Source organism: Aurantiacibacter arachoides (assembly GCF_009827335.1).
In the GTDB taxonomy this organism is placed as follows: Bacteria; Pseudomonadota; Alphaproteobacteria; order Sphingomonadales; family Sphingomonadaceae; genus Alteraurantiacibacter; species Alteraurantiacibacter arachoides.
Genome location: NZ_WTYH01000001.1, coordinates 1,659,715 through 1,685,854, shown reverse-complemented (window position 1 = coordinate 1,685,854; position 26,140 = coordinate 1,659,715). Strand labels below are relative to the sequence as shown.

Genomic DNA, 26,140 nt, shown 5'->3' with positions numbered 1-26,140 from the left:
AACGAAAGCGAGGGGTCAGGTGTCCTCGCCGCCTCCACTCAGCGCACCCATCGACCGGCGATAGCCCTCGCGCTGCGCCAACCGCGCGGCATAGGCGCCAAAGCTTTCGCGTTTGGGCAGGGTGCCGAATCCAATCCCCCAGACGACCTGGCTGCCGATATAGACATCCGCCATCGTGAAGCGATCACCGCACACGAAGGCGTGGCGCAGCAAATGACTGTCCAGCGCCTCCACCGCCCGTTCGAGGGTGCCGAACCCCACGGTCATTTCCTGCCGGGCGTCCTTGGGTGTCCAGCCCATGCTGGTGCTGGTTATCGCCGCCTCCAGCGGGCCGGCGGCGAAGAACAGCCAGCGAAAGTAGTTCGCACGTTCTTCCGGGCTGGGGAGCAGGTCGGGTGCCTCGCATTCGGCCAGGTAGTGGCAGATCGCCGCCGCTTCGGTGACCACGTGATCGTGGCCCTTGTGGTGGTGGATGATCGTGGGAATCTTGCCCATGGTGTTGGCATCGGTGAGCGATGCGGGCCTGGTCTCCCAGTCAACCTGCACCAGGTCAGGCTCCACGCCCACCTCTGCGAACGCCCACTGTGCGATGACGGCGCGGCTCATCGGATTGAAAAACAGGGTGTAGTCGCTCATCAGGAGTTCTCCGCCAACGTCAGTAGTGAACCTTGGGATACCAGTCGGCCCCGCGCCCCTGAGGCGTCAGGTCGAGCACGTTCCACAGCGGGGCGATGTCCACCGGGCCGCGCGGGTCCTGCCCCGGGTCGGCAGCTTCGGCCGGCATTTCGGCAGCGTAGAAATAGCGCACGACGTCACCATCCCTGCGGAAAACGATGAGTGCGGGGGATTCGGCGCCGTCGTCCGGATCAAGCGCGCCGTGATCGATGGCAAATGCATCGCCCAGGCTCTGCACGAAATCGATGGGCGGCAGGCCGCGGTCCTGGGCCACGGCCTGCTGGCGTTCGACCGGGCTGCGCGCCGCGACCTTGAAGGCGGCGCGCTGCTGGATGTCGACGACGTTGCCACTCACCCCGGCGATGAAGTTGGTGCACATGGGGCAGGGCTGTGCGCGTTCGGGCCCGTACATCTGGAAATAGACCACCAGGCTATCGCGTTCACCGAACAGGTCGATCAGCCCGACCTCCTTGCCGCTTGCATCCCTGAATCGGTAATCCTCTTGGACGACCGGGCCATCGGGCAACGCCTGGCGCTGTTCGGCAAGGCGGGTGAGGTGACGGCGAACCGCGATCTCCTCGGCCAGCAAGGCCTTGCGCGCCTCGGCATAGGCGGCGCTTTCGCCGGGAAGAGGGCGATTACGCAGTTCGGCAAGTTTGGCAGCGGGCCTCAGCCCGGTCATGCGGCACCTTCATGGGCTACAAGAGCATTGGCATGGCCGTGGCCCAGACCGTGTTCGTTCTTTAGCATGGCGACCAGTTCCATGTGCTTGGCGGGCTTGCGCGCGCGGATAATGGCGAGCCAATGGTCTATCGGCTGGCCGTAGGTCTTCTCGATGGATGGGAAGTAGGACGCCGGGCCCTTTGTCTTCTCGGTCACCACGTCTCTCCTACCATGTGCCGTCTTCGATCGCCTGCACGCGGGCGCGTTCGCGGGCGCTGTCGCTTTGCGGTCCGGCCCAGCCATGCACGACCGGGTCGCCGGGCGCGTAGGTGGCAATGACGATACCGGAAGGGGTGACCTTGTGGTCGATAACCTTTAGGCCAAGCGCGGGCGTGCCCTCGCCAAAGGCGCGCTTGCCCTGTCCGATCACGACCGGAAAGGTCATCACCGTCACCTCGTCGAGCAGCCCTTCGGCAAGCAACTGCGGGTAGAGCGAGCTGCTGCCCTGGATCAGCAGGTCCGGGCCATCGCCTTGCCTTATGCGGCGCAGGGCATCGAGATCGCCCAGGCGGTGGCTGTTCGACCAGGTGAGGTCGGGCTGGCGGCTCGTCAGCACGAACTTGTCGGCGCGGGTGAATGCCTCGCCCATTGCGATGGCGGCAACCTCGCCCTCGTCCTTGCCGGTCCTGTCGAACACCTCGCCGATACCCGTCGCCTCGCCGCCCACGTAGGGCCAGTAGGCGGCAAAGATCTCGTAGGTCCGGCGACCGAGCAGCAGCGCGTAGTCGGTGCCGAAGAAGCGGTCGATGGCCTCGCCCACCTCGCCGTCGAAGAACTGCGGCAGCCAGCCGCCGTGGGCGAAGCTGCCGGTCGGGTCCTCGCTTGGGCCGCCGGGTGCCTGCATGACGCCGTCGAGCGAGACGAAGACCGAACCCCTGATCCTGCGTGTCATGGTCAGTCTCCTTTTCTCGCCGCATCGATGGCGGCGACGTCGATCTTCTGCATCTGCATCATCGCGGCAAAGGCGCGGGCGGCTTCCTCACCGCCGGCCTGCTGCGATTCCAGCAGGGTGCGCGGGGTAATTTGCCAGGAAAAGCCCCACTTGTCCTTGCACCAGCCGCACATGCTTTCCTGCCCGCCATTGCCGACCACGGCATCCCAGTAGCGGTCCGTTTCGGCCTGGTCCTCGGTCACCACCATGAAGCTGACGCTTTCGTTGGGCTTGAACATGTCGCCGCCGTTTAGGCCGGAAAAGGCGCGGCCGAGAACGGTAAAAGCGACGGTCAACACGTCGCCCTCGCTGCCCGATGGATAGTCGCCCGGCGCGCGGAAGATTTCCCCCACGATGCTATCCGGAAAGGTCGCGGCATAGAACCGGGCGGCTTCCTCGGCATCGCCATCGAACCACAGGACGGTGGCAAGTTTGTCGATCATGGCCTTACTCCTTGCGCGGGCCGACGAGGCCAAAGGCGGCGCCTTGCGGATCGCTGGCATTGACGCTGTATTCCCCGCCGGGGATCTGCTGCGGCTCGGCGAAGAGGCGGCCACCTCCATCGACGATGGCTCTTGCGGCGCGGTCGATGTCGTCGACGCCGATGTAGGGGGTCCAGCCGCTGCCGCCGCCTTGCGGCATCGCCTGCATGACCGCGCCGATCATCCCGTCACCCTGGTAGAGGAAGCGGTAATCGCCAAGGTCGCCCATCGGCATCGAGCCTTCCTGCCGCCAGCCGAACAGGCCGGTATAGAACCCGGTTGCCGCCTCCGGGTCCCCGCTCTGCAATTCGTTCCAGCGGAAATGCTGAGGCTTTTCGTAATCGAAGACATCGCTCTTGGCGTCGGGATCATCGGCGGGCGGGGCGGGGTCCATCACGTAGAACGCCGCACCCCAGGGGTCTGCCACCATGGCCATGCGCCCGACGCCGGGCATGTCCCGTGGCGGCATATGCACGCTGCCCCCGGCATCGATAACGGCTTCCACCGCCGCGTCGACATCCGGGTGGCAGATGTATCCGATCCACCCCGGGCGCGCACCGCCAGCCTGCATCTGCGCGCTGAGCGTCAGCACACCGCCTGCCGCCTTGCCGTCCGAACGCGCGATCATCCGGTATTCGCGCCCATTGGGCATGGTGTGCCCGCCGCCATGCACGTCCCAGCCGATCACGGCATCGTAGAACGCCTTGGCGCCTGCCGGGTCGGGCGTCATCAGTTCGTACCAGACGAAGGCGCCTTTATCGCTCGTTCCGTTTTCACTGGTCATCGTGGCAAGCCTCCTTGCGCTGTCCATCCGCTGCCGCGAAGTGGGCGAGTTGGTCGGATCGTGCCCTTGTGAACGCGGGCCGCTCGGTGAAGCGCTGGACGTAGGCCTCGCTTGCCGGTCGGTCCCCGTGCTTGCGGACCAGGCCAACCCGCAGGACATCGGCGAGCAGCAGGTCGGCCACGGTAAAGGCGTCGCCGACGAGATAGCTGCGCTCCTGCAAGACGGCCTCGACCTGGGCGAGCCGCTTGTCCAGCCACTGGGTGATGGGCGGTTGGTCTGCCTTCGACCACTGCAGCACGACCCACGGCATCGTGACCATCTCGATGGAATTGAGCGACACCATGACCCACTGCAGAACCTTCGCCCGTGCAGCGTCGTCGCGCGGCATCAGAGCCTCGCTTCTTTGCGCAAGGTGCATGAGGAAGGCCCCGCTTTCGAACAGGTGCAGGTCGCCGTCGTCGAGCATCGGGACCTGGCCGAAAGGTTGCTGCGCCAGGTGGTTGGTTTCCCGCCCGTCAAAGGGGACGGTCTTCACTTCGTAATCGAAGCCCGCCTCCTCGCAGGCCCAGCGCAACCGCAGGTCGCGCACGAACCCGCGCGGGGCCTCCGGCACCCAGTCGTAGGTCCAGATGACGAGAGGCCCTGCCATGGGTCAGGCTTCTTTCCAGACGATGGGCTCGAAGCCGCCGTAGACCATGCGTTTTCCATCGAACGGCATTTCGCCGAACGCTTCCATGCGCGGGTCTTCCATCATCTTCTTCTCGGCTGCCTCGGCAGTGGCCTTGTCGGGCCAGGTTACCCAGCTGAAGACGATCTTCTCGCCGTCCTCTGCCTTGGTCGCGCGGCGGAAATCGGTGGTGTGACCGTCCTTCACATCGCTTTCCCAGCACTCCACCTGGGCGGTCGCACCAAATTCGCTGGCCAGTTCCCAGAACTGTTCCGCCGTATCGACGTAGGCCTGCTTGTTGCCCTCGGGCACGGACAGGATGAATCCGTTGACGTACATTGCTGCTCTCCTCTCAGGTTGTAATCTGTGTCGGATCGACTTCTCCGCTGGCCACCTTCGGGTCCATCCAGCTCGGCTCCCAGATGTGACCGTCCGGATCCTCGAAATCGCGGCCGTACATGAAGCCGTGGTCCTGCATCGGATTGCAATCGGCAACGCCGCCGTTGGCACCGGCAATCTCGGTCAGCCGGTCCACCTCTGCACGGCTGTCGAGGCTGATCGCCAGCATCAGCTGCGCGGTCTTCTTCGCATCGGGAATTGGCTTGGTCGTGAAGGTCTTCCAGAACTCATGGGTGAGCAGCATGACATAGATCTCGTCTGACCACATCATCGCCGCCGCGACATCGTTGGTAAACTGCGGATTGTTGGTGAAACCCAGCGCGTCGTAGAACGCCATCGACCGCTGCAAATCGGCCACCGGCAGGTTGATGAAGACCCTCTTGCCCATTCCTTTTCCTATCCAAATGCGACTCGAACCTTGAAAAGCATGCCTTCGATAGTTACTAAAAGCAACTATGAAGTTACATGAAGAAACTACGCCGCATGGCAGGTGGTATGACGATGCCTGCGGCACTGCGTTCGCGATGGAGCTGGTGGGGGAACGGTGGTCGCTTCTGATCGTGCGCGAATTGCTGTTCGGGCCCTTGCGCTTTTCCGATCTGCGTAAGGGGCTGCCCGGCATATCGGCAAAGGTCCTGACCGAACGGCTGACCGGGCTGGCAGAGGCAGGCATCCTCGTGCGTCGACGCCTCGATCCGCCATCCGCCGCGCAGGTCTATGAACTGACGCGGTGGGGCCAGGCGGCGGACGTTGCAATCATGGAACTGGGCCGGTGGGCGGCGCTTTCCTCGCGGCATGATCCCTCGCTGCCGCTCTCGCCGGCATCGCTGATGATGTCGTTCCGCACGATGATAGACAGCGAAGCGGCCAGCGGCTTCGACGCCGACCTCGGCTTCGTGGTGGCCGGGCAGGCGTTCCGCGCCGATGTGTCCAACGGCGCGCTCACCATCGTTCGCGGACCGGTGGAGGGAGCGCAGGCCATCCTCACCGCACCCTGCGCGCCCCCGATCGCCGCGCATGTCTATAACGCGATCCCGCTGTCCGAACCGCCGGTGGACCTTGCGGGCGACGCCGCGCTGATGGCGCGCTTCATCGGTTTGGTTTCGCTGCCCGAAAAGATGGCCTGAGCCGTTATCCCGTGTTGCGAGGCGGCAACCCCGCCGCTAGGCACCCCGCGAGATGAACGAGATGACCACCAAGCCCGAAACCGGCGGCACCGCCATGCCCGCGCCCGACACCCAAGTCGACGTGCGCGAGACCTTTGGCATCGATATCGACATGAAGGTGCCCGCCTTCTCCCGGGCTGACGAGCGCGTGCCCGAGACAGACGAAGGCTACGTCTTCGACCCGGACACCACCTTGGCGATCCTGGCGGGTTTTGCGCACAACCGCAGGGTGATGGTGCAGGGCTATCACGGCACCGGCAAGTCGACCCACATCGAACAGGTTGCCGCCCGGCTCAACTGGCCGACGATCCGCATCAACCTTGACGCCCACATCAGCCGCATCGACCTGATCGGGCGCGACGCCATCGTGCTGCGCGACGGGTTGCAGGTGACCGAGTTTCGCGAAGGTCTGCTGCCTTGGGCCCTGCAGCACCCGGTGGCGCTGGTCTTCGACGAATACGACGCCGGCCGGCCCGACGTGATGTTCGTGATCCAGCGCATCCTGGAACAGGCGGGCAAACTGACCCTGCTCGACCAGAACCGCGTGATCCGTCCCGATCCCAACTTCCGCCTGTTCGCCACGGCCAACACCGTGGGCCTGGGCGATACCAGCGGCCTCTATCATGGCACCCAGGCGATCAACCAGGGCCAGATGGATCGCTGGAACATCGTCGTCGGCCTGAACTATCTCTCCGCCGAAACCGAGCGGCAGATCGTCGGTGCCAAGACCAGCCTCGATGCCAAGCTGGTGGCGGACATGATCCGCGTGGCCGATATGTCGCGCCAGGGATTCATGAACGGTGACATCTCTACGGTGATGAGCCCGCGCACGGTCATCACCTGGGCGCAGAACACCGAGATTTTCGGCGACGCAGGCTTTGCTTTCCGCCTCAGCTTCCTCAACAAGTGTGACGAGGCGGAACGGATGCTGGTGGCCGAATATTACCAGCGCGTGTTCGGCATCGACCTGCCTGAAAGCGTCGTCGCCAAGGCCTGATCCGATTGGCGGGTGCCATGCGCAATTAGGCTGGCGTTGGTGCAGCAACGTTCTACAATCGCACGATGATCCTGCGCACCCATGCCGCCCTGTTCGCTGTCGCCATGGCGCTTGCCCCGGCAGCCGCCCTCGCCACTGATACCGATCCCGCCACGCTGGAACACGATGTTCGCGCACTGGCGAGCGATGCGATGGAAGGGCGCGGCGCGGGCACGCCCGGATACCAGATGGCGGTCGACTACGTCAGCGGTCGTTTCGCGGATATTGGCCTGCAACCGGGCGGCGATGCCGCTGCCGAGGGCCGCGAGTGGGTCCAGCATTTCTCGCTCGTGCGCTACGATCAGGCGCGCGATCCGCGCATGGCGCTGGTCGGCGCGGAGGGCGGTCGCGGACAGAAACTCGATTACCAGCAGGATTTCATCGGCGGCGGCCTGGCCAGTGCGGGCGAGGGGCGGGTCGAGGCGGAAATGGTCTTTGTCGGCTACGGGCTCGACCTGCCGCAGATCGGCTACGACGATCTCGAAGGCATCGACCTGACCGGCAAGATCGTGTTGTGGGTGCCGAGCGACCTGGAAGGCGTCGATCCGCTGCTCGCATCGCATCTTGGGCAAACCGGCGGCGATCGTTTCGCCGCGCGCGGGGCGGTGGGGTCGATCATGCTGTGGACCCCGGCGCTGAGCGAGCGGATCGGCTGGGATCAGGTGCGGGGTTATCCCGGCCGAACGCGCGGCACGACTTGGTTGGGGCCCGATGGCACGCCTTACGACGCCGCGGCGGGGATGCAGTTCCAGCTCGTCGCCTCGCCCGATCTCTCGCGCCGCCTGCTGGAAGGCCAGGCGATGGACCTCGACGCGCTTGCTGCTGCCATGGCGAGCGGAACGACCGATCTTCCGGCTTTCGACACGGGTAAGCGGGCGCGGGTGGACTATGCGGTGGAGATCGAGCCGCGGCTCGATACCGCCAACGTGGTGGGGATGTTGCCTGGCACGGATCCCGCGTTGGCGGACCAGTACGTGGTCATGACCGCGCACCTCGACCATGTCGGTGTGCGCCCCGGCAACGGCCCGGCAGAGGACCAGCTCTACAACGGGGCGATGGACAATGCCGTTGGCGTTGCCATGCTGCTGGAGACGGCACGGCTGATGGTCGCTGCCCCGCCGCGCCGCCCGGTGCTGTTCGTCGCGTTGGGGGCGGAGGAGCTGGGGCTGCTGGGCAGTTCCTACCACGCCGCCAACCCCGGTCTCGCAGATGGCGAAGTGGCGGTGAACGTCAACGTCGACATGCCGATCCTCACCTGGCCGTTCAACGATATCGTCGCCTTTGGCGCGGATCGGTCGAACATCTACGGTGCGGTGGCATCGGCAGTGGCCGGGCATGGTCTCAAGCTGGTGCCCGATCCCAACCCGGACGAGGGGTTCTTCTTCCGCTCCGACCAATACTCCTACGTGCAGCGCGGAGTGCCGGCGGTCTATCTCGACGTGGGGTTCGGCAACGGCGGCGACGCGGCGCAAACCGCGTTTCTGGAAAGCGACTATCATCAGCCTTCGGACGAGGTCGAGGGGATCGCCTGGGACCAGCTGACACGCTTTGCCGATGTCGCCCATACCGTGGCCCGCAACGTGGCGGACATGGACACGCGCCCGGTGTGGAACGCCGGCGACGTGTTCGGCACCCTGTTCGGCGGCCCGGTTGCGGCAGCGGACTGAGCGCAGCCGCCAAGCGTCTGGCACGCAGGCGCCGCACCTGATAATCGGGGCCCGCTATTCAGGCACATGCAAGCGTTGAAACGACACGACGGCACCGATGACCCAATTCCGCTCGCCATTGCTGTATTGCTGCGCTAACACAGCTGGGTGAACGGCATGTGGCGTTTCTCATCCCCGGCGCGCGATAGCGGCGAACCGCGGCCCCCTGACTGGGAGGACCGCGACCTCGCGCTCGAGAACGCGCCCTGGAACCCGCTCCACGGGCTCGACGAACACGAGCAGCGCCCCGTGCACAGGGCGTGGGAACGCGGTGGTTGGGAATCCGGCGGGTGGGAACCCGTCGATCGGTATCGCAGCGGTTGGCGTCGGTTCATTCCGCAGCGCGCCCGCAACCGATCGCGCATGTGGTGGGCCAGCCGCTGGATCGCCGCCGTGCTTGGCCTGTTCATCCTGCTGGTGGCCTGGCTCGCCATCACCGCGCCCCTCAACAAGTCGCTGCAACCCATCGTGCCGCCGCAGATCACGCTGCTGGCCGCCGACGGAACGCCCATCGCCAGGAACGGCGCCGTGGTGGACGAGCCGGTGCACGTGGCAGACTTGCCGGCGCACGTGATCGAGCCGTTCCTCGCGATCGAGGACCGGCGCTTCTACAGCCACTGGGGCGTCGACCCGCGCGGCGTAGCGCGCGCGGTATTCATGGGCGTGGGCGGCGGTTCCACGATCACCCAGCAGCTGGCCAAGTTCACCTTCCTCACCCCCGAACAGACCCTCACCCGCAAGGCGCGCGAGGCGCTGATCGCGCTGTGGTTGGAGGCGTGGCTGACCAAGGACGAGATCCTGGAGCGCTATCTCTCGAACGCCTATTTCGGCGACAACATGTATGGCCTGCGCGCCGCCAGCATGCACTATTTCTACCGCCGCCCGGAAAACCTTCGGCCCGAACAGGCGGCGATGCTGGCGGGGCTGTTGCAGGCGCCAAGCCGCCTTGCGCCGACGCAGAACCCCGAACTCGCCGCGCGCCGGTATGGCCTGGTCAAGAACGCCCTGGTCGCTGCCGGTTATGTGACGCAGGCCGAGGCTGATGCCATGCGCGTTCCCGTAACCGACGTGCGCAAGACGGACGAACTGCCAACCGGCACCTATTTTGCCGACTGGGCGCTGCCCGGCGCGCGCGAGCTTTCCGAGATCGGTTATTCGCGCCAGACGATCACCACGACCCTCGATTCGCAGTTGCAGAACGTGGCGCGCCGCGCGGTGGAGCGGGCGCCGCTGGGGGCCGCGCAGGTGGCGCTCGTGGCCATGCGTCCCAACGGGGAAGTCGTCGCCATGATCGGCGGAAAGGACTACGGCGAAAGCCCGTTCAACCGCGCGACCCAGGCCCGCCGCCAGCCGGGATCGACCTTCAAGCTGTTCGTCTATCTTGCCGCCCTGCGCAACGGATGGAGCCCGGACGACCGCATTTCCAACCGCGAATTCACAGCTGGCAGCTACCGCCCCAGCAACCACAACGACAGGTATTCCGACAGCCTGACCCTGCGCGAAGCCTTTGCCCAATCATCCAACGTGGCCGCCGTGCGCCTGTTGCAGGAGGTGGGCAGCGACGCAGTGATCGAGACGGCCCGCGAGCTTGGCGTTACATCGCCGCTGCCCGAAGGCGATCCCAGTATGGCGCTCGGCACCTCGACCATGACCCTGCTGGAACTCACCAGCGCCTATGCCGGGTTGGCTGCCAATGCCTTTCCCGTGGAGCCGCGCGCCTTTCCGGCCGAGCAGGCAGGATGGTTCGACTGGGCGTGGAACGGGCAGGACAGCCTGAGATCGGGCGATCTGGGCGCGATGGAAGCGATGCTGCGCGATGCGATCAACACCGGCACCGGCCGCGCCGCCACCCTTTCCATCGCCAACTTCGGCAAGACCGGGACTACGCAGGACAACCGCGATGCGCTGTTCGTCGGCTACGCGGGCGAGGGCGAGAACCGTCTGGTGGTGGGCGTGTGGATCGGCAACGACGACAACTCGCCGCTCAACGGCATTTCCGGCGGTGGCCTGCCCGCGCGAATATGGGCCGATTTCATGCGCGGCGCACTGGGCGCCTCCGCCGCGCCTCCGCGGCCGACGCCCACGCCCGATCCCAGCGGTCCGGTCGAACCGCTCGACGTGCCCGGGCCGGAGGACATTCCACTGGGCGACGGCCGGCGCATCGTCATCCGCAACGGGGAGGCCATCCTGGTGGAAACCATCGACGGCGTCGAGGTGGAGGTGGGCGTGAATTCCACCGGTGACGTGCGGATCGACGTCGACCAGGAGGCCGCCCGCCAGCGAGCGATCGAAAGTGCGCGCGAACAGCGCGAGGCTGCACGCGAACGGCTGCTGGAGGAGCGGGCGCGTTACGAGGAGTATCTCGACCAGCAGGCTGAGATTGTCGAAGGGCCGCAGTGAGACTGACTGCCGGATTGGGTATCACGGCGGGAGCCGGGCCCCCGCCGCTTGACGCGTTGTCAAGCTTGCGGCGTGACCAGATACTTCTCGCCTGTCGCCATCTGCGCGTATCCCGTCATCGCTTCCTTCGTCAGCATTTCGTCCAGCCCGACGCGGGTCTTGTAGGTGCTGGCAAAGGTCGTTTCGAGGCCGTCCAGAACGCGCTGCCTGAGGCCGATGACCGTCGGCAGGTCGCAGCTGGCGAGGAACGGCGTCAGCAGCCAGCCCGACACTGTCCAGCCGAACCCGTAGGTTGGCGTCAGCGTGGTGGGCGAGGGGTCAAGACGGCCGTAAATGTACATCTTCTTGGGCTGGTCGGAGCCGTAGCGGTTGAACTCGGTCATCTTCGACGCCGCCACCCGCTCCATCGCGCGCAGGATGGTATCGGTCGTGCGCCCGCCGCCAATGGGATCGAAGCCGAGAAAGGCGCCGGTCGCGCCGATGGCTTCCGCCAGTGCCGCTTCGTAGCCATCTGCCGAGCTGTCGACCACGTGAGCAGCGCCTTGGCCCTTTAGCAATTCGACCTGTTCGCCCCGGCGGACCAGATTGACGAGGCCGATGCCGTCTTCCTGGCAGATGCGGTTGAGCATCTGGCCAAGATTGCTGGCGGCGGCGGCGTGGACGATGGCCTGGTGGCCCTCTCGCTTTGCCGTTTCCACGAAGCCCAGCGCCGTCATCGGGTTGACGAAGCTGCCCGCGCCCTGTTCCGCCGAATGGTCGCCCAGCGGCATGCACATCATCGCTTCGGCATAGGCATATTGCGAATAGGCGCTGCCCGGCACACAGGCGACGCGCTGGCCGAGCAGCGCCTGCGCCATCTCTCCTTCGCCTGCCGCGACGACGGTGCCCGCACCCTCGTTACCCAGCTTCTGCGCCTTGCCATGGCGCGCGGCCTGTCCGGCGGCAAAGGCGGGATGAACCTGCATCGTGACCTTGCCCGGCTCGAACTGCGCGCTCGCGACGTCGGCACCGGCGGTCATCAGCGCAAGATCGGACGGGTTGATCGGCGCCGCTTCCATGCGCACCAGCACCTGATTGCCGGTAGGGGCGGGGAACTCCCTCTCGCGCACTTCCAGCACCTGCGTGCCATCGGAACCGAGCGTGGACGTGAGCTGGCGGCCGGTATGGGTCATGCGTGTTTCTCCTGTTGTTCCTCGTCATAGCGGGCGGCGACGAAATACAAACCCTCTGGCGGCGCGTTGAGGCCGAGAGCGGACCGGTCGCGCGCCGCCAGGGCTTCACCCATCTGCGTCTCGCGCCACTGGCCCTGTCCCACCAGTTTCAGGCAGCCGACCATGGATCGCACCTGATGGTGCAGGAAGCTGCGCGCCGCTGCCCGCACGATCACCGCATCCCCTTCCCGCGAGACGGTGAGCATATCGAGGGTCTTGAGCGGACTGGCCGACTGGCAATGCACGCTGCGAAAGGTGGTGAAGTCGTGGAGGCCCACCAGCGCCTGCGCCGCGCGGTGCATGGCATCGGCATCCAGCGGGCGGGCGACATGCCAGGCACGGCCTTTTTCCAGTGTCAGCGGTGCGCGGCGGTTGCGGATGCGATATTCGTAGGCGCGGCCGATGCAGGAAAAGCGGGCGTGCCAGTCGGCGGGCTTTTCCTCGCAGGCGATGACGGCGACCGGCGCGGGTCGCAGCTTCGCGTTGAGCGCCTGCATCAGCCGGAAGGGGTCGAACGGCTTGGCAATGTCGATATGGCTGCGCATGGCGAGCGCGTGAACGCCGCTGTCGGTCCGGCCGGCGCTGTGGAGGACGGCCCTTTCCCCGGTCACGGCAAAGGCCGCTTCCTCGACGGCCTGCTGCACGCTTGGCCCGTTGTCCTGACGTTGCAGGCCGAAGAACGGACCGCCGTCGAACTCTATGGTGAGGGCAAAGCGGGTCACCTGACGATGGTGCCCACCTTGACGGGAAACCCGCGCAGGAAATCCGCCGTGGCCATCGCCGGCTTGCCCGCGCGTTGCAATGTCACAGGCCGCAGCGCCGCGTTACCGCAGGCAATCGTGAACTGGTCGTCCAGCACGGTGCCAGGCAGGCCATTGTGCCCGATCAGGCGGGCGCGAAGGACCTTGATCCGTTCACGATCGAGAGTGAACCAGGCGCCGGGGAAGGGGGCAAAGGCGCGCACTTCGCGTTCCAGCTGCTCGGCCGGCTTCTCGAAATCCAGCCGTGCCTCGGCCTTGGCGATCTTGGGCGCGTGGGTCGCCTCGCGGTCCACCTGCGGTTCGGGACGCAGCAGATCGATCTGTTCCAGCGTCTCGACCATCAGCCGCGCGCCGAGCTCGCCCAGTTCGTCGTGCAGCTCGCCCGCGGTCTTGTCCTCGATCGGCACGCGCGCGCGCATCAGCATGGGGCCGGTGTCGAGGCCAGCTTCCATCTGCATGATGGTGATCCCGGTCACGGTATCGCCCGCCAGGATCGCGCGCTGGATCGGTGCCGCGCCGCGCCAGTGCGGCAGCAGGCTGGCGTGGACGTTGAGGCAACCGTACTTTGGTGCATCGAGCACGGCTTGCGGCAGCAGCATGCCATAGGCGGCCACCACCACGACATCGGCCTCCAGCGCCGCGAAACGGGCCTGTTCGTCGAGATCGCGCAGCGTTGCGGGGTGGCGCGCCTCTATGCCCAGCGCCTCTGCCCGCAACTGCACGGGCGACTTGCGATCCTGCTTGCCCCGGCCCGCCGGGCGCGGCGGCTGTGAGTAGACGCCGATGACATCGTGCCCCGCCTCCACCAGTGCATCGAGCACCGGCACGGCGAATTCGGGCGTTCCCATGAAGACTGTGCGCATGAAATTCCGCTCACCCCGAGCTTGTCGAAGGATCGTCCTTCGCTACACTCAAGCGCTAGAAGAAAAAGCGATGCTTCGACAAGCTCGGCATGAGCGGATAACGGGATAGCGAATGGCCTCCAGCGAAATCGAAACCCTCAGCCAGGCGCTCGCGCGGCTTCCCGGCCTCGGCCCGCGTAGCGCGCGGCGGGCGGTGCTGTGGCTGGTCAAGCATCGCGAAGGCGCGCTGGACCAGGTGCTCGACGCGCTGGGCGCGGTGCGCGACAAGCTTGTCGAGTGCGAGATCTGCGGCAATGTCGATACGCAGAACCCGTGCAGCGTGTGTGCCGATCCGCGGCGCGATACCAAGGCCATTTGCGTGGTGGAGGATGTGGCGGACCTCTGGGCGCTTGACCGCGCGCGGCTGTTCACCGGCAAGTTCCACGTGCTCGGCGGCAAGCTCTCCGCACTGGATGGCGTCCGGCCCGAGGATCTTTCCATCGATTCGCTGCTGGGCCGGGTGGAGGCAGGCGGGATCGACGAGGTGGTGCTGGCCATGAATGCCACGCTGGAAGGGCAGACCACCGCGCATTACATCGCGGAACGGCTGGAGGGGTTTCCCGTCCGCATCACCCAGCTTGCCCATGGCCTGCCGGTGGGCGGCGAGCTCGATTACCTCGACGAAGGCACACTGGCGCAGGCGCTCAGGGCCCGGCGACCGATCGGCTGACGATCGGGCAATTGCAGGTTCAGCACAGCCTGCCTATATGCGCGCCCATGGCACTGCGCGAAATCCTTGAAGCGCCGGATCCCCGGCTGAAAACCATTTCCAGGCCCGTCGAGACGTTCGACGGCAGCTTGCAGACCCTCGTCGACGACATGTTCGAGACGATGTACGCCGCACACGGCATCGGCCTCGCGGCGATCCAGGTGGGTGAACCGATCCGCCTGCTGGTGATCGACCTGCAGGAAGAAGACCCGGACGCCGAGCCGGTGCCCTGCGATCATGATGGTCATCAGCACAGCCACCAGCCGGTAATCAACGATCCGCGCGTCTTCGTGAATCCCGAAATCCTCGATCCTTCCGGCGAGCTGAAGAGCTATCAGGAAGGCTGCCTCTCTGTCCCCGACATCTATGCCGACGTGGAACGTCCGGGCGCGTGCCGCGTGCGCTGGCAGGATCTTGCGGGCAACACCCACGAAGAGGACATGAGCGGGATGTTGGCCGTGTGCATCCAGCACGAGATGGACCACCTGAACGGCATCCTGTTCATCGACCACCTCAGCCGCCTCAAGCGGTCGATGGCGCTGAAGAAGCTGGCGAAGGCCCGCCAGGCGGCGTGATGCGGTGACGTCCGCCGCGCGCCCTTCGGTTGCGCGACGGCGTTATGTCAGGCGGCTTGCGCCAGGCTTTCGAGCGCCTTGCGGCAATCGTCCATGCACTCCTGGCACATACGTGCGCAGCGGCGGCAATGGTCGTTGTCGTGCTGGCTGCATTCCGCGTGGCAGACCTCACAGGCGGTGATGCACGCTTCCAGCAATGCCTTGATGACCGGCACATTGCTCGCCGTGCGCCTTGCGGCGACGCGGCTGACAGCTTGGCAGATGTCGGAACAGTCCAGGCATTTCCGGATGCATTCGCTCATGTCCATCGGTTCGGCGCTGCAAGCGTCGGCGCAGGAATTGCAGATAGCGGCGCAATACATCGCGTGTTTCACCGCCTCGGCCAGCGCCTCGTTGTAATCGGACCCGACCTGCGGATGCTCCTTGATCATTTCCTTGATCGACATGGGACGTCTCCTTCCCTCAGGTAGCGCACGAACGGGGTGTTGCGTTCCGGTGGAACTGGCGGTGCCTGTCGCGGATTAGGTGGCCATGCTGTCAGATGCCGTCATGCTGGAAATCGCCACCGTCGTTGCCAAGGCGTTCGAACTGGCGGGCATGGGGGTGATCGTTGCCGGCACGCTCTTCGCGCTAGGCAAGCTTGTTGCATCTGCCGCCGGGGTGATGCGCACGGAGCACGTCGCCGGCAAGCGCGATCTGATCTCTGCCTTTCGCAAGACGCTGGGCCGGTCGATCCTGACCGGGCTGGAATTGCTGGTGGCTGCCGATATCATCCGCACCGTCGCGATCGAGCCGACGATGGAAAGCGTGCTGGTGCTCGGGCTGATCGTCATCATCCGCACCTTCCTCAGCTTCAGCCTGGAGGTGGAGATCGAAGGCCACTGGCCGTGGCAGAAGGTGGCCGCGCCCGGCGACCGGGATGCTGACAGCGATTAACGCAGCTTGGGGCCGGAGCCGGTCCACTTCGCGACGATCTCGATCGTCGGTTGATCGTTACTTCCGGATGAGCGGGGCGTGTGGTGCACGGCGATGACCGTGGCGTAATGCGCGTTGCCTTCGCCGTCGACCATCAGCCGGTCGCCGGGTGAGGGCAGGGCAAGGAAGTCATAACTGCCCCAATCCTCAGATGTGGCGGCCTTGCCGCGCACGAGTGTCACCTTGCCGCTGATCATGCGAACAAGTGTGACAGGCGTGCGCGGCAGGTCAAGTCCGCCACCATCAGCGTCAGAACAGCCCTTCGATCTGGCCGTTCTCGTCGAGGTAGATGTTTTCTGCGCTGGGCACCTTGGGCAGGCCCGGCATGGTCATGATGCCGCCGCACACCGCGACGACGAACCCCGCGCCGGCGGACAGTCGCACTTCGTTCACCTCCACCTCGTGCCCGGTCGGCGCGCCGAGGCGCGTGGGATCGGTGGTGAAGGAATATTGTGTCTTGGCCATGCAGACGGGATACTTGCCGTAACCCATCTGCTCCCACTGCTCGAGCTGCTTGACCAGCGGTGAGGCGATGTGGACCTCGTCGGCGCGGTAGATTTCCTTGCCCACGGTGCGGATCTTGTCGGCCAGCGACATGTCGTCCGGATAAAGCGGGTGGAACTCCGGCGCGCCGGCATCGGCCTTGGCGGCGACGATGCGCGCCAGTTCCTCTGCCCCGGCGCTGCCATCGGCCCAGTGCTTGCAGATCACGGCATCGGTGCCGAACTCGGCAGCCATTTCCTGGATCACCGCGATCTCCTCGTCGGTGTCGAGGTAGAAGTGGTTGATGGCCACCGTCGGCGTCACGCCGAACTTCTTGAGGTTTTCGATGTGCCGCTTGAGATTCACCGCGCCGCTGCGCACCGCATCGGCGTTGGGCGTGCCGAGGTCGTTCTTGGCCACCCCGCCGTTCATCTTGAGCGCGCGCACCGTGGCGACGATCACGATGGCATCGGGCTTCAGGCCCGCAAGGCGACACTTGATGTCCATGAACTTCTCCGCGCCCAGATCGGCGCCGAAGCCGGCCTCGGTCACGGTATAATCGGCCATCCGCATCGCCGTCTTGGTGGCGATCACGCTGTTGCAGCCGTGGGCAATGTTGGCAAAGGGCCCGCCGTGGAGGAAGGCCGGGTTGTTCTCCAGCGTCTGCACCAGGTTGGGCAGGATCGCATCCTTCAGCAAAACGGTCATGGCGCTGTCGGCCTTGATGTCGCGGCAATAGACCGGCTCGCGCTTGCGGTTGTAGGCGACGATGATGTCGCCCAGCCGCTTTTGCAGGTCGGCAAGATCGGTGGCGAGGCACAGGATCGCCATGATTTCCGATGCCACGGTAATGTCGAAGCCGCTCTCGCGGGGGAAGCCGTTGGCCACGCCGCCGAGCGGGCCGACGATCTGCCGCAGGGCGCGGTCGTTCATGTCCAGCACACGCTTCCACACCACCCGGCGCAGGTCGATGTCGTTGGGATTGCCCCAATAGATCGAGTTGTCGATCATCGCCGCCAGCAGGTTGTGCGCGCTGGTAATGGCGTGGAAATCGCCGGTAAAATGCAGGTTGATCTCGTCCATCGGCATGACCTGGCTCTTCCCGCCACCGGCGCCGCCGCCCTTCATACCGAAGCAGGGGCCAAGCGAAGGTTCGCGCAGGCACAGCATGGTCTTCTTGCCGATGCGATGCAGCGCGTCCGACAGGCCGACCGAGGTCGTCGTCTTGCCCTCGCCCGCCGGGGTAGGGTTGATCGCCGTGACGAGGATCAGCTTGCCCAGGGCATTGTCGGACAGGTGGGAGGTATCGACCTTGGCCTTGTACTTGCCGTAGGGAATCAGCGCCTCGTCCGGCACACCGGCGTTCTTCGCCACGTCGGTAATCGGCAGAAGCGTCGCCTGGCGGGCGATTTCAATATCTGTGGGCATCGGCAAATCCTCTCAGTGCGTTCGCATCTTTTCACGATTGCGAAAAATTCGCAAATCCGAATTATGGCCTTGCATACATATTCACCCTTGGGCGCTCAAGGACTATTAGCGCTGCGTTCTTCGTGGAGAAATCGCTAAACCTTATTGCGAAATGCCAGTACGCGTCTAACGTAGCGAAGCCTCGCAAATTGGGCGCCTGAGGCAAGGTCGATGCCCCGAGAACGGTATATCTTTCCATTTCGCTGAAGCGTGGCCCTCCTTGGAGTAGCGCGTTCTACGCGATGACTGATACTCTCCCGGATCACAGACTAGTCCCTGACACAGGAGGATGCCGTGACTTCTCGGCTCCATTCAACGTGTCAGCTAGCGGATGGTTTTCACTGGCTTCTGATCTCGCCGGAAGGCGATATCTATGTAGAATCTGGTGTTGGCTTCGAAACCGAGGAAGAAGCGTTAAGCGACCTCGGCATCGTTCCGCGCGACAGCTGACCTGTGCCGCCGACGTTGTGTCGGCGGCACTAGGCAGACGGGGTCATGAATGGATACTATCTATTTCGCAATTTTCCTTGGCGTTGCCATCATCGCCTTCGCGGCAGGCCATTGGCTCGGCGCAAAGCCCGTCGCCGAATGGCGCAGCCGCCACGAGGCGCGCGATGCAGAGGCGCGGGAACTGGACGACAAGTTCCGCAAGGCCATCGTCGATCTGGAAAACGCGACTGTGCGGGCGGACCGGGCCGACGGGCTCGAAGTTCACCTGACTACGATCCGCGATGAACGGGACTCGCTGAAATCGCGCCTGGCCACGCTGGAGGCGAACGAGGCGAACTTCGAGAAGCAGATCACCCTGATGAAGGATGCGCGCGAGGAATTGCTCACGCAGTTTCGCGCCGCGGGCAGCGAGGTGCTGAACAAGGCGCAGGAGAAATTTACCGCCGACGCGGCAGAGCGCCTGGGCCACGCGGAAAAAGCCAGCAAGGAAGCCGTCGCCAACCTGCTCAAGCCGGTCAACGATCGGCTGCTGCGGTACGAGGAGCAGGTTGGCTCGCTCGAACGGCAGCGCACCGATGCCTTTGCCAAGCTGCATCAGCAGATTGAGACGATGCGGCTGGGCCAGGAAGAGGTCCGACGGGAGGCGCAGCGGCTCGGCAACTCGCTTACCAATGCGCCCAAGGCGCGCGGGCGCTGGGGCGAGCGGGCCTTGCAGAACGTGCTCGAGCAGTGCGGCCTGTCGCAGCATACCGATTTCGTGCTCGAACACTCGATCGATACCGAGGGCGGACGGTTGCGGCCCGATGCCATCGTTCACGTGCCCGGCCAGAAGAAGCTGGTGATCGATGCCAAGGTCTCGCTAAACGCCTACCAGGCCGCCTACGAGGCGGATAACGATACGGAGCGCAACGCGCAGCTGAAGCTGCATGCCAAGTCGATGCGCAATCACGTGCAGACGCTGGGCGCCAAGAGTTACCAGAGCCAATTCGAGGAAGCTCCCGATTACGTGGTGATGTTCGTGCCTGGCGAACACTTCGTCGCCGCTGCGCTGGAAGCCGATCCGGAACTATGGGACTTCGCCTTCCAGAACGGCGTGTTGCTGGCGACGCCGACCAACCTCGTTGCCATTGCCCGCACCGTGGCGCAGGTATGGCGGCAGGACCAGCTGGCGACCGAAGCCAAGGAAATCGGGCGTATGGGCGTGGAACTGCACGATCGCCTCGCCACTGCCGCGCAGCACCTCAAGCGCATGGGCAGCGGGCTGGAATCGGCCGTTTCCAACTACAACAAGTTCGTCGGCAGTTTCGAGCGGAACGTGCTGACCTCCGGCAGGCGCATGGCGGACAAGGGACTCGAGATCGGCAAGGACATCGACGAGGTGCCCCTGGTCGAGGGCGCGCCGCGATATGGCGCGGAGGACCTGCCGGAACCGGCTGACACCGCGCGCATTGAGGCGGCAAGCGAAGTGGAGGAGGAGAGCGCCGGATGACACGCCTGGGTTTGGCCGCGATCATGGTGGCGCTCCCCGTGATGCTCGTCGCCTGCGATCGCAGCGATCCGCCCGTCGAGAAGCTGGAACGCGCAGCCGAGGAAATCGTCGCCGAGGGTGAGGCGGAGCCGTTGCCCCGGCAGGCCCAGGGACCCTTTGCCCCGCGAGACGAGTGCACCGATCAGCCGGGCGGCTCCGCCTTTCTTGCCGAACTGCGCAGCGCGGTGGCCGCGCGTGATGCCCAGGCCTTTGCCGCGCTGGCGGCTGACGATGTCCAGCTCGATTTCGGCGGCGGTTCGGGCCGAGACCTGCTGGTGGAGCGGCTGGACGATCCATCCTACGACTTGTGGACCGAGGCGGCAGAAGTCCTTCGACTGGGCTGCGCCTCGGACGGGGCGACCCTGACCATGCCGTGGTACTTCGCCCAGCAAAGCACGGTCGACCCTTATAACGGTGCGATCGTCACCGGTGAGAACGTCGCCATCCATTCGCAGCCCAATGAAGAAACGCCTCGCGTCGGAATAGTGTCATGGACCGAAGTCGAGCGCACCGGTAATGCCCGCCCCGGAGAGGAATGGGCCGAGATCACCTGGAAGGATGACGAGTCCGGCGAACAGCGCACCGGCTTTATTCGGCAAAAGAACCTGCGCAGCATCATCGATTACCGTATCGGCGCGGCACGGCGTAACGGTCGTTGGCGGGTGACGACCTTCATTGCGGGGGACTGAGGCGGCGGATTGCCGATGCATTATCCCTTGAGGGAAGCCAGCACTTCGTACCCCAATACCGCGGCCGCCACCGCCGCGTTCAGGCTGTCGGCGCGGCCCTTCATCGGCATCGTCACGCGCAGGTCGGAGGCCCGCTCGTAATTATCGGGCAGACCGCGCGATTCGTTGCCCACCAGCACGAAGCACGGGGCGGTGTAAGGCGCGCCGCGATAGGGCACCGCTTCGCGCAGGCTGGCAGCCACAAGTTGCCCCGCACCGGACCGCAGCCAGGGCAGGAACTCGTCCCATGTCGCCTGGGCCAAGCCTTGGGTGAACACTGCTCCCATGCTGGCGCGCACGGCCTCTACGCTGAAGGGATCGGCACAATCGTCGATCAGGATCAGGCCGCCGGCCCCGATGGCATCGCCGGTGCGCAGCATGGTGCCAAGGTTGCCCGGATCGCGCAGCGCCTGCGCCACCAGCCAGATCGGCGCCGCCGAACGATCGAGAGTGGCGAGCGTTGTGTCGAATTCGGCAAACACCCCCGCAACGGCCTGCGGGTTGTCCTTGCCGCTTATCTTGGAAAGGATGTCGGGCGTAGTCTCGACGATTTCGCCGCCAGCCACGTCCACCGCGGCGATCAGGGCGTCGAGCAGGGGATGCGGGTCGCGCTTGTCCGCCATCACCAGCATTTCCGGCACGCGGCCGTTCTCGCGCGCGTCGGTCAGCAGCCGCAGCCCTTCGGCCAGGAAACGGCCCTCGCGCCGCCGATGCTTCTTGTCGCGCAGGCTTTTCAGGAACTTGACGGTGGGGTTGGAATACCCGGTGATCTGCCGCCGGTTTGCCCGGTCCACCGCGACAGGCGCGCTCACTCTTCGCCGAAGCCGGTTTCCACCAGCTCCACCAGTTCTGCCAGACGCGCCTGAGAGCCTGCGCCTTCGGCACTGATCGTGACGGTGTCACCCTTGGCCGCGCCCAGCATCATCAGGCCGAGGATGGAGCCGCCCCCCGCCGTGGTGCCGTCCTTTGTAACGGTAACGCGGCAAACGTCCATTTCCGCCACCGCGGCGACGAATTTCGCGCTGGCCCGCGCATGCAGCCCGCGCTTGTTGACGATGGTGACAGTCTGGCTGACCGCGTCCATTCCGCCGGCCTCCCTATACCGTCTGCCCGAGGAACTCGGACGCCACGGTAATGTAGTTGCGGCCCGCTTCGCGCGCGGCGTGGGCGGCGGCGTTGATCGGCATCTCCTTGCGCGCGCCAGCGAGGCGGATGAGCATCGGCAGGTTGACGCCGGCGATGACCTCTGTCCGCCCCGGTTCCAGCAACGAGATCGCGAGATTGGAGGGCGTGCCGCCGAACAGGTCGGTCAGCATGATCGCGCCCCGGCCCGTATCGACGGTGGCGATTGCCTGGGCGATATCCTTGCGGCGGCGCTCCATGTCGTCGCTGGGGCCGATGCAGATGGTGGCGATAGCCTGCTGCGGACCGACGACGTGTTCCATCGCGGCGACGAATTCCTCGGCCAGGCGGCCGTGGGTGACGAGGATCAATCCGATCATATGCGATGTGAACTCTTGAAGCGCCCTTGGGTTCTTCCGGGATGTGGCTCTCTCGTCACGGATGTTGCGAGCCCTCGACCAGTTCCGCCGCTCGCGATCCCAGATTGCGGTGCAGGACCGTGGGCGAAAAGCCGCTCTCGCGCAAGACCTTCGCCATCTTCTCGGCGGTGTAGACGCTGCGGTGACGTCCGCCGGTACAACCGAAGGCGATGTTGACGTAGGTCTTTCCCTGCGCGGCATAACGCGGCAGCAGTTCGAGCAGCAGGGCGCGGATCTTGGCAAAGCTGCTGGTGAAGACGGCGTTGTTCTCGATGAACGCGCCCACCGGATCGTCCAGCCCGGTCTGCTCTTTCAGGCCCGGCTCCCAATGCGGATTGTCGAGATAGCGCATGTCGAACACCAGATCGGCATTGGGCGGGGTGCCGCGGGAAAAGCCGAAGCTGGACACGGTCACGGTCATCTCGCGCGGGGCAGTCTGGGCGAATTGCTGGCGGATGGTCTGTTTCAGGTCGTTCACCGAAAAGTCGGTGGTATCGATCAGCACGTCGGCCCAGCGCCGCAGCGGACTGAGCAATTCGCGTTCGGCCGCGATGCCGCTCGATACGGGCAGGTCCTGCGCCAGGAAATGCCGCCGCCGCGTCTCGTTGAAACGGCGCTCCAGCTCGTGTCCGGCGCAGTCCAGGAACAGCGTGGTTACGGCAATGTCATGCTGGTCGGTCCAGCGCTTCACCTGCGCGATGATGTCGTCGGGGATGAAGCCGCGCGTGCGGCAGTCGAAGCCGATGGCGAGCGAATAGCCTTCGTCCTGCTCAGCCATGCGATCCAGCAGGCGGATGGGGAAGTTGTCGATCGCTTCCCAGCCGAGGTCCTCGAGTTCGCGCAAGGCCGTGCTCTTGCCGGCACCGAGCATTCCGGTGACGAGCAGGATGCGCTGGCGCGGGCGAGCCGGGGTGTCCTCCATCACCGCCCGGTGTGGCCGCTTCGCAAACAAATGTGAAGGGCAAAGGGAAGCGCCCCCTCAGCCGAGGCCGTGGATTTCCAGCGCCGCCTCGGCCCGCAGCGCCAGTACCGGGCTGTCGGGGTAGAGATCGACCTGCGGCACGCCGATGCCCAGCAGCGACGCCTCGCCTGCACCCAGTGGCAAGCGTTCGGCATCGTGGGCAAGATGGATGACGATGGCGACGGGCGCGCTTGTCACCGGCACCTCCAGCAGGCCGACGTTGCGGATTTCGATGAGGCCAGCGGTGTGCTCGGGCGGATGGGCCACGACCCGCCCGCCCTCTATCGCCAGGTCCACCCCGTCATCGCCGACCAGCGTCCCGCCACGGTCGAGCAGCGCCAGCGTCAGGCTCGACTTGCCGCTGCCCGGATCGCCGGTGATCAGCACCCCGCGCCCGCGCATCGCCACGCAGCTGACGTTGGCCAGAGGGGTAGCGCCAGAACCGCTCATGCCGCGGGCAGGTCCAGCACCACACAGGCGCCGCCGAGGCTTTCGCTGCTTCCCTCGGCGTCGGGATCGTCGACGAACAGCGCACCGTCGTGCGCTTCGGCAATGGTGCGCCCGATGGCGAGGCCAAGGCCGCTGTGGTTGCCGAAGTCCTCGCCTTCGGGCCGGTGCGAATTGAACCGGCGAAAGACCTTTTCGCGCGCATCCTCGGGGATGCCGGGGCCTTCGTCGCACACGCTGGCCTGCACCCGCTCGTCGAACCGCGAGACGTTGACGACGATGCGGCCCGCGGGGGGCGAAAAGGATATGGCGTTGTCCAGCAGGTTTTCGGCCACCCTTTCCAGGCGGATGGGCACGCCCATCACCTCGGTAGGCCCGCTGCCGCGCACGACCTCGATGACGCAATCCCGGGTCTCATGCCGACTTTCCTTGCGCGTTACGACGTTGGCGAACAGGTCGGCGAGGTCGACGCGTTCGAACGTGGCGCGGCTCATCTCGGCATCGATCCGGCTGGCTTCCGAAATCTCGCTCACCAGCCGGTCGATCCGGCGCACGTCGTGCGCGGCCACGTCGATCAGTTGCGCGCGCAGGTCCGGGTCGGTCACCTTGGCCAGCGATTCGGTGGCGCTGCGCAGCGAGGCCAGCGGGTTCTTAATTTCGTGCGCGACGTCGGCGGCAAAGGTCTCGACCGCGTCGATCCGGTGGCGCAGCGTTGCCGTCATGTCCGATACGGCGCGGGCCAGCAGCCCGATCTCGTCGCCGCGGGTGTCCATGCGCGGGACCTCGACATCGCGCTCGCGCCCCTGCCGCACGCGCTGGGTGGACAGGACCAGGCGGCGCAGCGGGTCGATGATGGTGGACGCAAGATAAAGCGACAGGATGGTGGAGACGACCAGGGCGAGCAGGATGATCGTCATCAGGCTGGAGCGCGCGGCGCGCACGGCTGCAGTGATGTCGGATGCGTTGCGGGTGGTGAGCAGGCTGGCACCGTTGACCCCCACGGGCGCGGCCGCGTTGATGACCGGGGTGCCGTCGGGCGCGCGGCGCAGTTCGATCTGGCTCAGACCCTGCTGGCGCACACGGGCAAGTTCCGGCCACAGGTCGGCCTGCGTTTCCGCAGGCTCCACGTAGCGCGGGGGGGAGGGCGCGCCGACCAGCGTGTTCACCGCGGCGTCGGTCCACCGGGCGAAATCCTCGATAAAGGGTTCGGCCACGGGATCGTCAAAGGTGAAGCTGGGCGGGGCGAGGTCGAAGCTGTCGGCGGTCAGCACGCCGGCGGAATCGTACATCCGCAGGCGCATCCGCTGTTCCTTGCCGATCTGCACCAGCAATGCGTTCTGCCGTTCGATCGTGGCACCGGCCAGCGCCTCGGCAGTGATCTGCGCTTCGATCCGCGCCAGCTTGAACCGTTCGTCAAGCAGCTGCCGGCGGTAGGAATCGAGGAAGAACAGGCTGCCCGCCAGCACCAGCAGCGGCACGAGGTTGACGGCGAGGATCCGCTTCGTGAGCGAGGTGCCGATGGGAAAGGCCAGCCGTTCGAGGCGGCCGGCACTTGCCACCTCCTCAGCCATCGGAAAAGCTGTAGCCGGCGCCGTAAAGCGTCTCGATCGCACCGAACTCCGGATCCGCAGAACGGAATTTGCGCCGCAGCCGCTTGATGTGCGAATCGACCGTGCGATCATCGACGAACACGTCGTCTGGATATGCGGCGTCCATCAGCTGGTTGCGGCTCTTGATGACGCCGGGGCGCTGGGCCAGCGCCTCCAGGATCAGGAACTCCGTCACCGTCAGGCTGACCGGGCGACCGTCCCAGGTCACCTGGTGGCGGGCGGGGTCCATCGCCAGGCGCCCGCGCATGATCGTGTCGAGCGCCCCGCTGACCGACGCGGGCGAGGTTGCATCCAGCGGATCGAGCGGCGCGGCGCGGCGCAGGATGGCGCGGATGCGCGCGAGGAGCAGGCGTTGGCTGAAGGGCTTGGCGATGTAATCGTCCGCGCCCATTGCGAGGCCCACTTCCTCGTCGGCTTCCTGATCCTTGCTGGTGAGGAAAATGACCGGCAGATCAGAGGTTTCCCGCAGTTTCTTGAGCAGTTCCAGCCCGTCCATGCGCGGCATCTTGATATCGAACACGGCAAGGTCCGGCGGGTTCTGGCGCAGCGCGGCGAGCGCCGCCTCGCCATCGGAATAGACCCGGGTGGCGTAGCCCTCGGCCTGCAACGCGATCGAGAGCGTGGTGAGGATGTTGCGGTCGTCATCGACCAGGGCGATCACGCGCTGGCTTTCGCCCGCCGGCGAATCGACCGTGTCGGCTGTGTGCGAAGTGTCGGTCATCGGGCTCCCTTGTGCAGTTCGACCTAACTTTTCACACGCGCTTGCACAACGCCGCTGTCCGGCAAAAGGTCTTTCGCGGCTGTCTGGATCGTTGTGAACGAT

Annotated in this window: 32 protein-coding genes; 10 read left to right on the top strand and 22 right to left on the bottom strand. The window is 65.5% G+C overall.

Translation table 11 applies throughout. The features are described from left to right. Positions 1 to 15: 15 nt before the first annotated feature. Genes GRI62_RS08255 through GRI62_RS08215 form a run of 9 tightly spaced genes read right to left on the bottom strand, consistent with a single transcriptional unit; the run spans position 16 to position 5,049 of the window. Complete coding sequence (locus GRI62_RS08255; protein WP_131452859.1) at positions 16 to 636, bottom strand: glutathione S-transferase family protein; 621 nt, start codon at positions 634 to 636, stop codon at positions 16 to 18. 19 nt (positions 637 to 655) lie between these two features. After that, complete coding sequence (locus GRI62_RS08250) at positions 656 to 1,357, bottom strand: DUF899 family protein (protein WP_131452858.1); 702 nt, start codon at positions 1,355 to 1,357, stop codon at positions 656 to 658. Beyond that, entirely contained in the window at positions 1,354 to 1,554 is a 201-nt protein-coding gene (locus GRI62_RS08245; RefSeq protein ID WP_234032722.1) for a DUF4287 domain-containing protein, read from the bottom strand. Before GRI62_RS08245 ends, GRI62_RS08250 begins: the two co-directional genes overlap by 4 nt. 10 nt (positions 1,555 to 1,564) lie before the next feature. Beyond that, positions 1,565 to 2,290 (bottom strand): dihydrofolate reductase family protein, encoded by a 726-nt coding sequence (locus tag GRI62_RS08240; RefSeq protein ID WP_131452856.1) that lies wholly within the window; start codon positions 2,288 to 2,290, stop codon positions 1,565 to 1,567. 2 nt (positions 2,291 to 2,292) lie between these two features. Next, positions 2,293 to 2,772, bottom strand: coding sequence for a VOC family protein (locus tag GRI62_RS08235; RefSeq protein WP_131452855.1), 480 nt, complete (start codon positions 2,770 to 2,772; stop codon positions 2,293 to 2,295). A 4-nt stretch (positions 2,773 to 2,776) separates the two neighbouring features. Further along, positions 2,777 to 3,595, bottom strand: a complete 819-nt coding sequence (locus tag GRI62_RS08230; protein ID WP_131452854.1) for a VOC family protein — start codon at positions 3,593 to 3,595, stop codon at positions 2,777 to 2,779. Further along, complete coding sequence (locus GRI62_RS08225) at positions 3,585 to 4,244, bottom strand: glutathione S-transferase family protein (protein ID WP_131452853.1); 660 nt, start codon at positions 4,242 to 4,244, stop codon at positions 3,585 to 3,587. The genes GRI62_RS08230 and GRI62_RS08225 overlap by 11 nt, the downstream gene beginning before the upstream one ends. Before the next feature lie 3 nt (positions 4,245 to 4,247). Next, positions 4,248 to 4,601, bottom strand: a complete 354-nt coding sequence (locus tag GRI62_RS08220) for a DUF1428 domain-containing protein (RefSeq protein ID WP_131452852.1) — start codon at positions 4,599 to 4,601, stop codon at positions 4,248 to 4,250. A 13-nt stretch (positions 4,602 to 4,614) separates the two neighbouring features. Further along, positions 4,615 to 5,049, bottom strand: a complete 435-nt coding sequence (locus tag GRI62_RS08215) for a VOC family protein (RefSeq protein ID WP_131452851.1) — start codon at positions 5,047 to 5,049, stop codon at positions 4,615 to 4,617. Between the two features lie 67 nt (positions 5,050 to 5,116). Between GRI62_RS08215 and GRI62_RS08210 the strand changes: the two genes are divergently transcribed. From GRI62_RS08210 to GRI62_RS08195, 4 genes are all read left to right on the top strand, one after another. Continuing rightward, positions 5,117 to 5,788: a winged helix-turn-helix transcriptional regulator gene (locus GRI62_RS08210; RefSeq protein ID WP_234027397.1), complete on the top strand. Its 672-nt coding sequence runs from the start codon at positions 5,117 to 5,119 to the stop codon at positions 5,786 to 5,788. 52 nt (positions 5,789 to 5,840) lie between these two features. Next, the gene (locus GRI62_RS08205; RefSeq protein WP_131452850.1) at positions 5,841 to 6,824 is read left to right on the top strand and encodes an AAA family ATPase; all 984 of its coding nucleotides are present in this window, start codon (positions 5,841 to 5,843) and stop codon (positions 6,822 to 6,824) included. Positions 6,825 to 6,889: 65 nt separating this feature from the next. Continuing rightward, positions 6,890 to 8,530: a M28 family peptidase gene (locus tag GRI62_RS08200; RefSeq protein ID WP_131452849.1), complete on the top strand. Its 1,641-nt coding sequence runs from the start codon at positions 6,890 to 6,892 to the stop codon at positions 8,528 to 8,530. Positions 8,531 to 8,686: 156 nt separating this feature from the next. After that, the gene (locus GRI62_RS08195) at positions 8,687 to 10,969 is read left to right on the top strand and encodes a transglycosylase domain-containing protein (protein ID WP_234027396.1); all 2,283 of its coding nucleotides are present in this window, start codon (positions 8,687 to 8,689) and stop codon (positions 10,967 to 10,969) included. A gap of 59 nt (positions 10,970 to 11,028) precedes the next feature. Here GRI62_RS08195 and GRI62_RS08190 read toward each other — a convergent pair whose 3' ends face one another. Genes GRI62_RS08190 through fmt form a run of 3 tightly spaced genes read right to left on the bottom strand, consistent with a single transcriptional unit; the run spans position 11,029 to position 13,804 of the window. Beyond that, the gene (locus GRI62_RS08190) at positions 11,029 to 12,141 is read right to left on the bottom strand and encodes a zinc-binding dehydrogenase (protein ID WP_131452848.1); all 1,113 of its coding nucleotides are present in this window, start codon (positions 12,139 to 12,141) and stop codon (positions 11,029 to 11,031) included. Continuing rightward, the gene (gene truA, locus GRI62_RS08185) at positions 12,138 to 12,902 is read right to left on the bottom strand and encodes a tRNA pseudouridine(38-40) synthase TruA (RefSeq protein WP_131452847.1); all 765 of its coding nucleotides are present in this window, start codon (positions 12,900 to 12,902) and stop codon (positions 12,138 to 12,140) included. Before truA ends, GRI62_RS08190 begins: the two co-directional genes overlap by 4 nt. Then, complete coding sequence (gene fmt / locus GRI62_RS08180; RefSeq protein WP_131452846.1) at positions 12,899 to 13,804, bottom strand: methionyl-tRNA formyltransferase; 906 nt, start codon at positions 13,802 to 13,804, stop codon at positions 12,899 to 12,901. Before fmt ends, truA begins: the two co-directional genes overlap by 4 nt. 112 nt (positions 13,805 to 13,916) lie before the next feature. Here fmt and recR point away from each other — a divergent pair, with 112 nt between their 5' ends. Both recR and GRI62_RS08170 read left to right on the top strand, forming a co-directional pair. Next, the gene (recR, locus tag GRI62_RS08175) at positions 13,917 to 14,513 is read left to right on the top strand and encodes a recombination mediator RecR (protein WP_131452845.1); all 597 of its coding nucleotides are present in this window, start codon (positions 13,917 to 13,919) and stop codon (positions 14,511 to 14,513) included. 47 nt (positions 14,514 to 14,560) lie between these two features. Then, the gene (locus tag GRI62_RS08170; protein WP_131452844.1) at positions 14,561 to 15,127 is read left to right on the top strand and encodes a peptide deformylase; all 567 of its coding nucleotides are present in this window, start codon (positions 14,561 to 14,563) and stop codon (positions 15,125 to 15,127) included. A gap of 47 nt (positions 15,128 to 15,174) precedes the next feature. Here GRI62_RS08170 and GRI62_RS08165 read toward each other — a convergent pair whose 3' ends face one another. Continuing rightward, the gene (locus GRI62_RS08165; RefSeq protein WP_131452843.1) at positions 15,175 to 15,573 is read right to left on the bottom strand and encodes a four-helix bundle copper-binding protein; all 399 of its coding nucleotides are present in this window, start codon (positions 15,571 to 15,573) and stop codon (positions 15,175 to 15,177) included. Between the two features lie 85 nt (positions 15,574 to 15,658). Here GRI62_RS08165 and GRI62_RS08160 point away from each other — a divergent pair, with 85 nt between their 5' ends. Continuing rightward, complete coding sequence (locus GRI62_RS08160; RefSeq protein ID WP_234027395.1) at positions 15,659 to 16,063, top strand: DUF1622 domain-containing protein; 405 nt, start codon at positions 15,659 to 15,661, stop codon at positions 16,061 to 16,063. Here the strand turns inward: GRI62_RS08160 and GRI62_RS08155 are convergent. After that, positions 16,060 to 16,299, bottom strand: a complete 240-nt coding sequence (locus GRI62_RS08155) for a hypothetical protein (protein ID WP_131452842.1) — start codon at positions 16,297 to 16,299, stop codon at positions 16,060 to 16,062. The two genes, GRI62_RS08160 and GRI62_RS08155, sit on opposite strands and share 4 nt — an antisense overlap. Positions 16,300 to 16,351: 52 nt before the next feature. Continuing rightward, positions 16,352 to 18,013 carry a formate--tetrahydrofolate ligase gene (locus GRI62_RS08150; protein WP_131452841.1) on the bottom strand — a complete coding sequence of 554 codons (1,662 nt, stop codon included), beginning with the start codon at positions 18,011 to 18,013 and terminating at the stop codon, positions 16,352 to 16,354. A gap of 333 nt (positions 18,014 to 18,346) precedes the next feature. Here GRI62_RS08150 and GRI62_RS08145 point away from each other — a divergent pair, with 333 nt between their 5' ends. The 3 genes from GRI62_RS08145 to GRI62_RS08135 are packed head-to-tail and all read left to right on the top strand — an operon-like array spanning position 18,347 to position 20,719. Next, a complete protein-coding gene (locus GRI62_RS08145) occupies positions 18,347 to 18,502 on the top strand; it encodes a hypothetical protein (protein ID WP_160731845.1) in 156 nt (51 codons plus the stop codon). A 49-nt stretch (positions 18,503 to 18,551) separates the two neighbouring features. Beyond that, positions 18,552 to 19,991: a DNA recombination protein RmuC gene (locus GRI62_RS08140; RefSeq protein WP_131452840.1), complete on the top strand. Its 1,440-nt coding sequence runs from the start codon at positions 18,552 to 18,554 to the stop codon at positions 19,989 to 19,991. Next, a complete protein-coding gene (locus GRI62_RS08135) occupies positions 19,988 to 20,719 on the top strand; it encodes a hypothetical protein (protein WP_131452839.1) in 732 nt (243 codons plus the stop codon). Before GRI62_RS08140 ends, GRI62_RS08135 begins: the two co-directional genes overlap by 4 nt. A 20-nt stretch (positions 20,720 to 20,739) precedes the next feature. Here the strand turns inward: GRI62_RS08135 and GRI62_RS08130 are convergent, their stop codons facing one another. The 7 genes from GRI62_RS08130 to GRI62_RS08100 are packed head-to-tail and all read right to left on the bottom strand — an operon-like array spanning position 20,740 to position 26,038. Continuing rightward, a complete protein-coding gene (locus GRI62_RS08130) occupies positions 20,740 to 21,570 on the bottom strand; it encodes a TrmH family RNA methyltransferase (RefSeq protein WP_234032724.1) in 831 nt (276 codons plus the stop codon). Beyond that, positions 21,567 to 21,842, bottom strand: a complete 276-nt coding sequence (locus GRI62_RS08125) for an HPr family phosphocarrier protein (RefSeq protein WP_131452838.1) — start codon at positions 21,840 to 21,842, stop codon at positions 21,567 to 21,569. The genes GRI62_RS08130 and GRI62_RS08125 overlap by 4 nt, the downstream gene beginning before the upstream one ends. Positions 21,843 to 21,855: 13 nt before the next feature. Beyond that, entirely contained in the window at positions 21,856 to 22,260 is a 405-nt protein-coding gene (locus GRI62_RS08120; RefSeq protein ID WP_131452837.1) for a PTS sugar transporter subunit IIA, read from the bottom strand. Positions 22,261 to 22,315: 55 nt separating this feature from the next. Beyond that, positions 22,316 to 23,221 (bottom strand): RNase adapter RapZ, encoded by a 906-nt coding sequence (gene rapZ / locus GRI62_RS08115; RefSeq protein ID WP_131452836.1) that lies wholly within the window; start codon positions 23,219 to 23,221, stop codon positions 22,316 to 22,318. 57 nt (positions 23,222 to 23,278) lie between these two features. Beyond that, positions 23,279 to 23,710 (bottom strand): HPr kinase/phosphorylase, encoded by a 432-nt coding sequence (locus GRI62_RS08110; protein ID WP_131452835.1) that lies wholly within the window; start codon positions 23,708 to 23,710, stop codon positions 23,279 to 23,281. After that, positions 23,707 to 25,278, bottom strand: coding sequence for a sensor histidine kinase (locus GRI62_RS08105; RefSeq protein ID WP_131452834.1), 1,572 nt, complete (start codon positions 25,276 to 25,278; stop codon positions 23,707 to 23,709). The genes GRI62_RS08110 and GRI62_RS08105 overlap by 4 nt, the downstream gene beginning before the upstream one ends. Then, positions 25,271 to 26,038 carry a response regulator transcription factor gene (locus tag GRI62_RS08100; protein ID WP_131452833.1) on the bottom strand — a complete coding sequence of 256 codons (768 nt, stop codon included), beginning with the start codon at positions 26,036 to 26,038 and terminating at the stop codon, positions 25,271 to 25,273. Before GRI62_RS08100 ends, GRI62_RS08105 begins: the two co-directional genes overlap by 8 nt. Between the last annotated feature and the right edge of the window lie 102 nt (positions 26,039 to 26,140).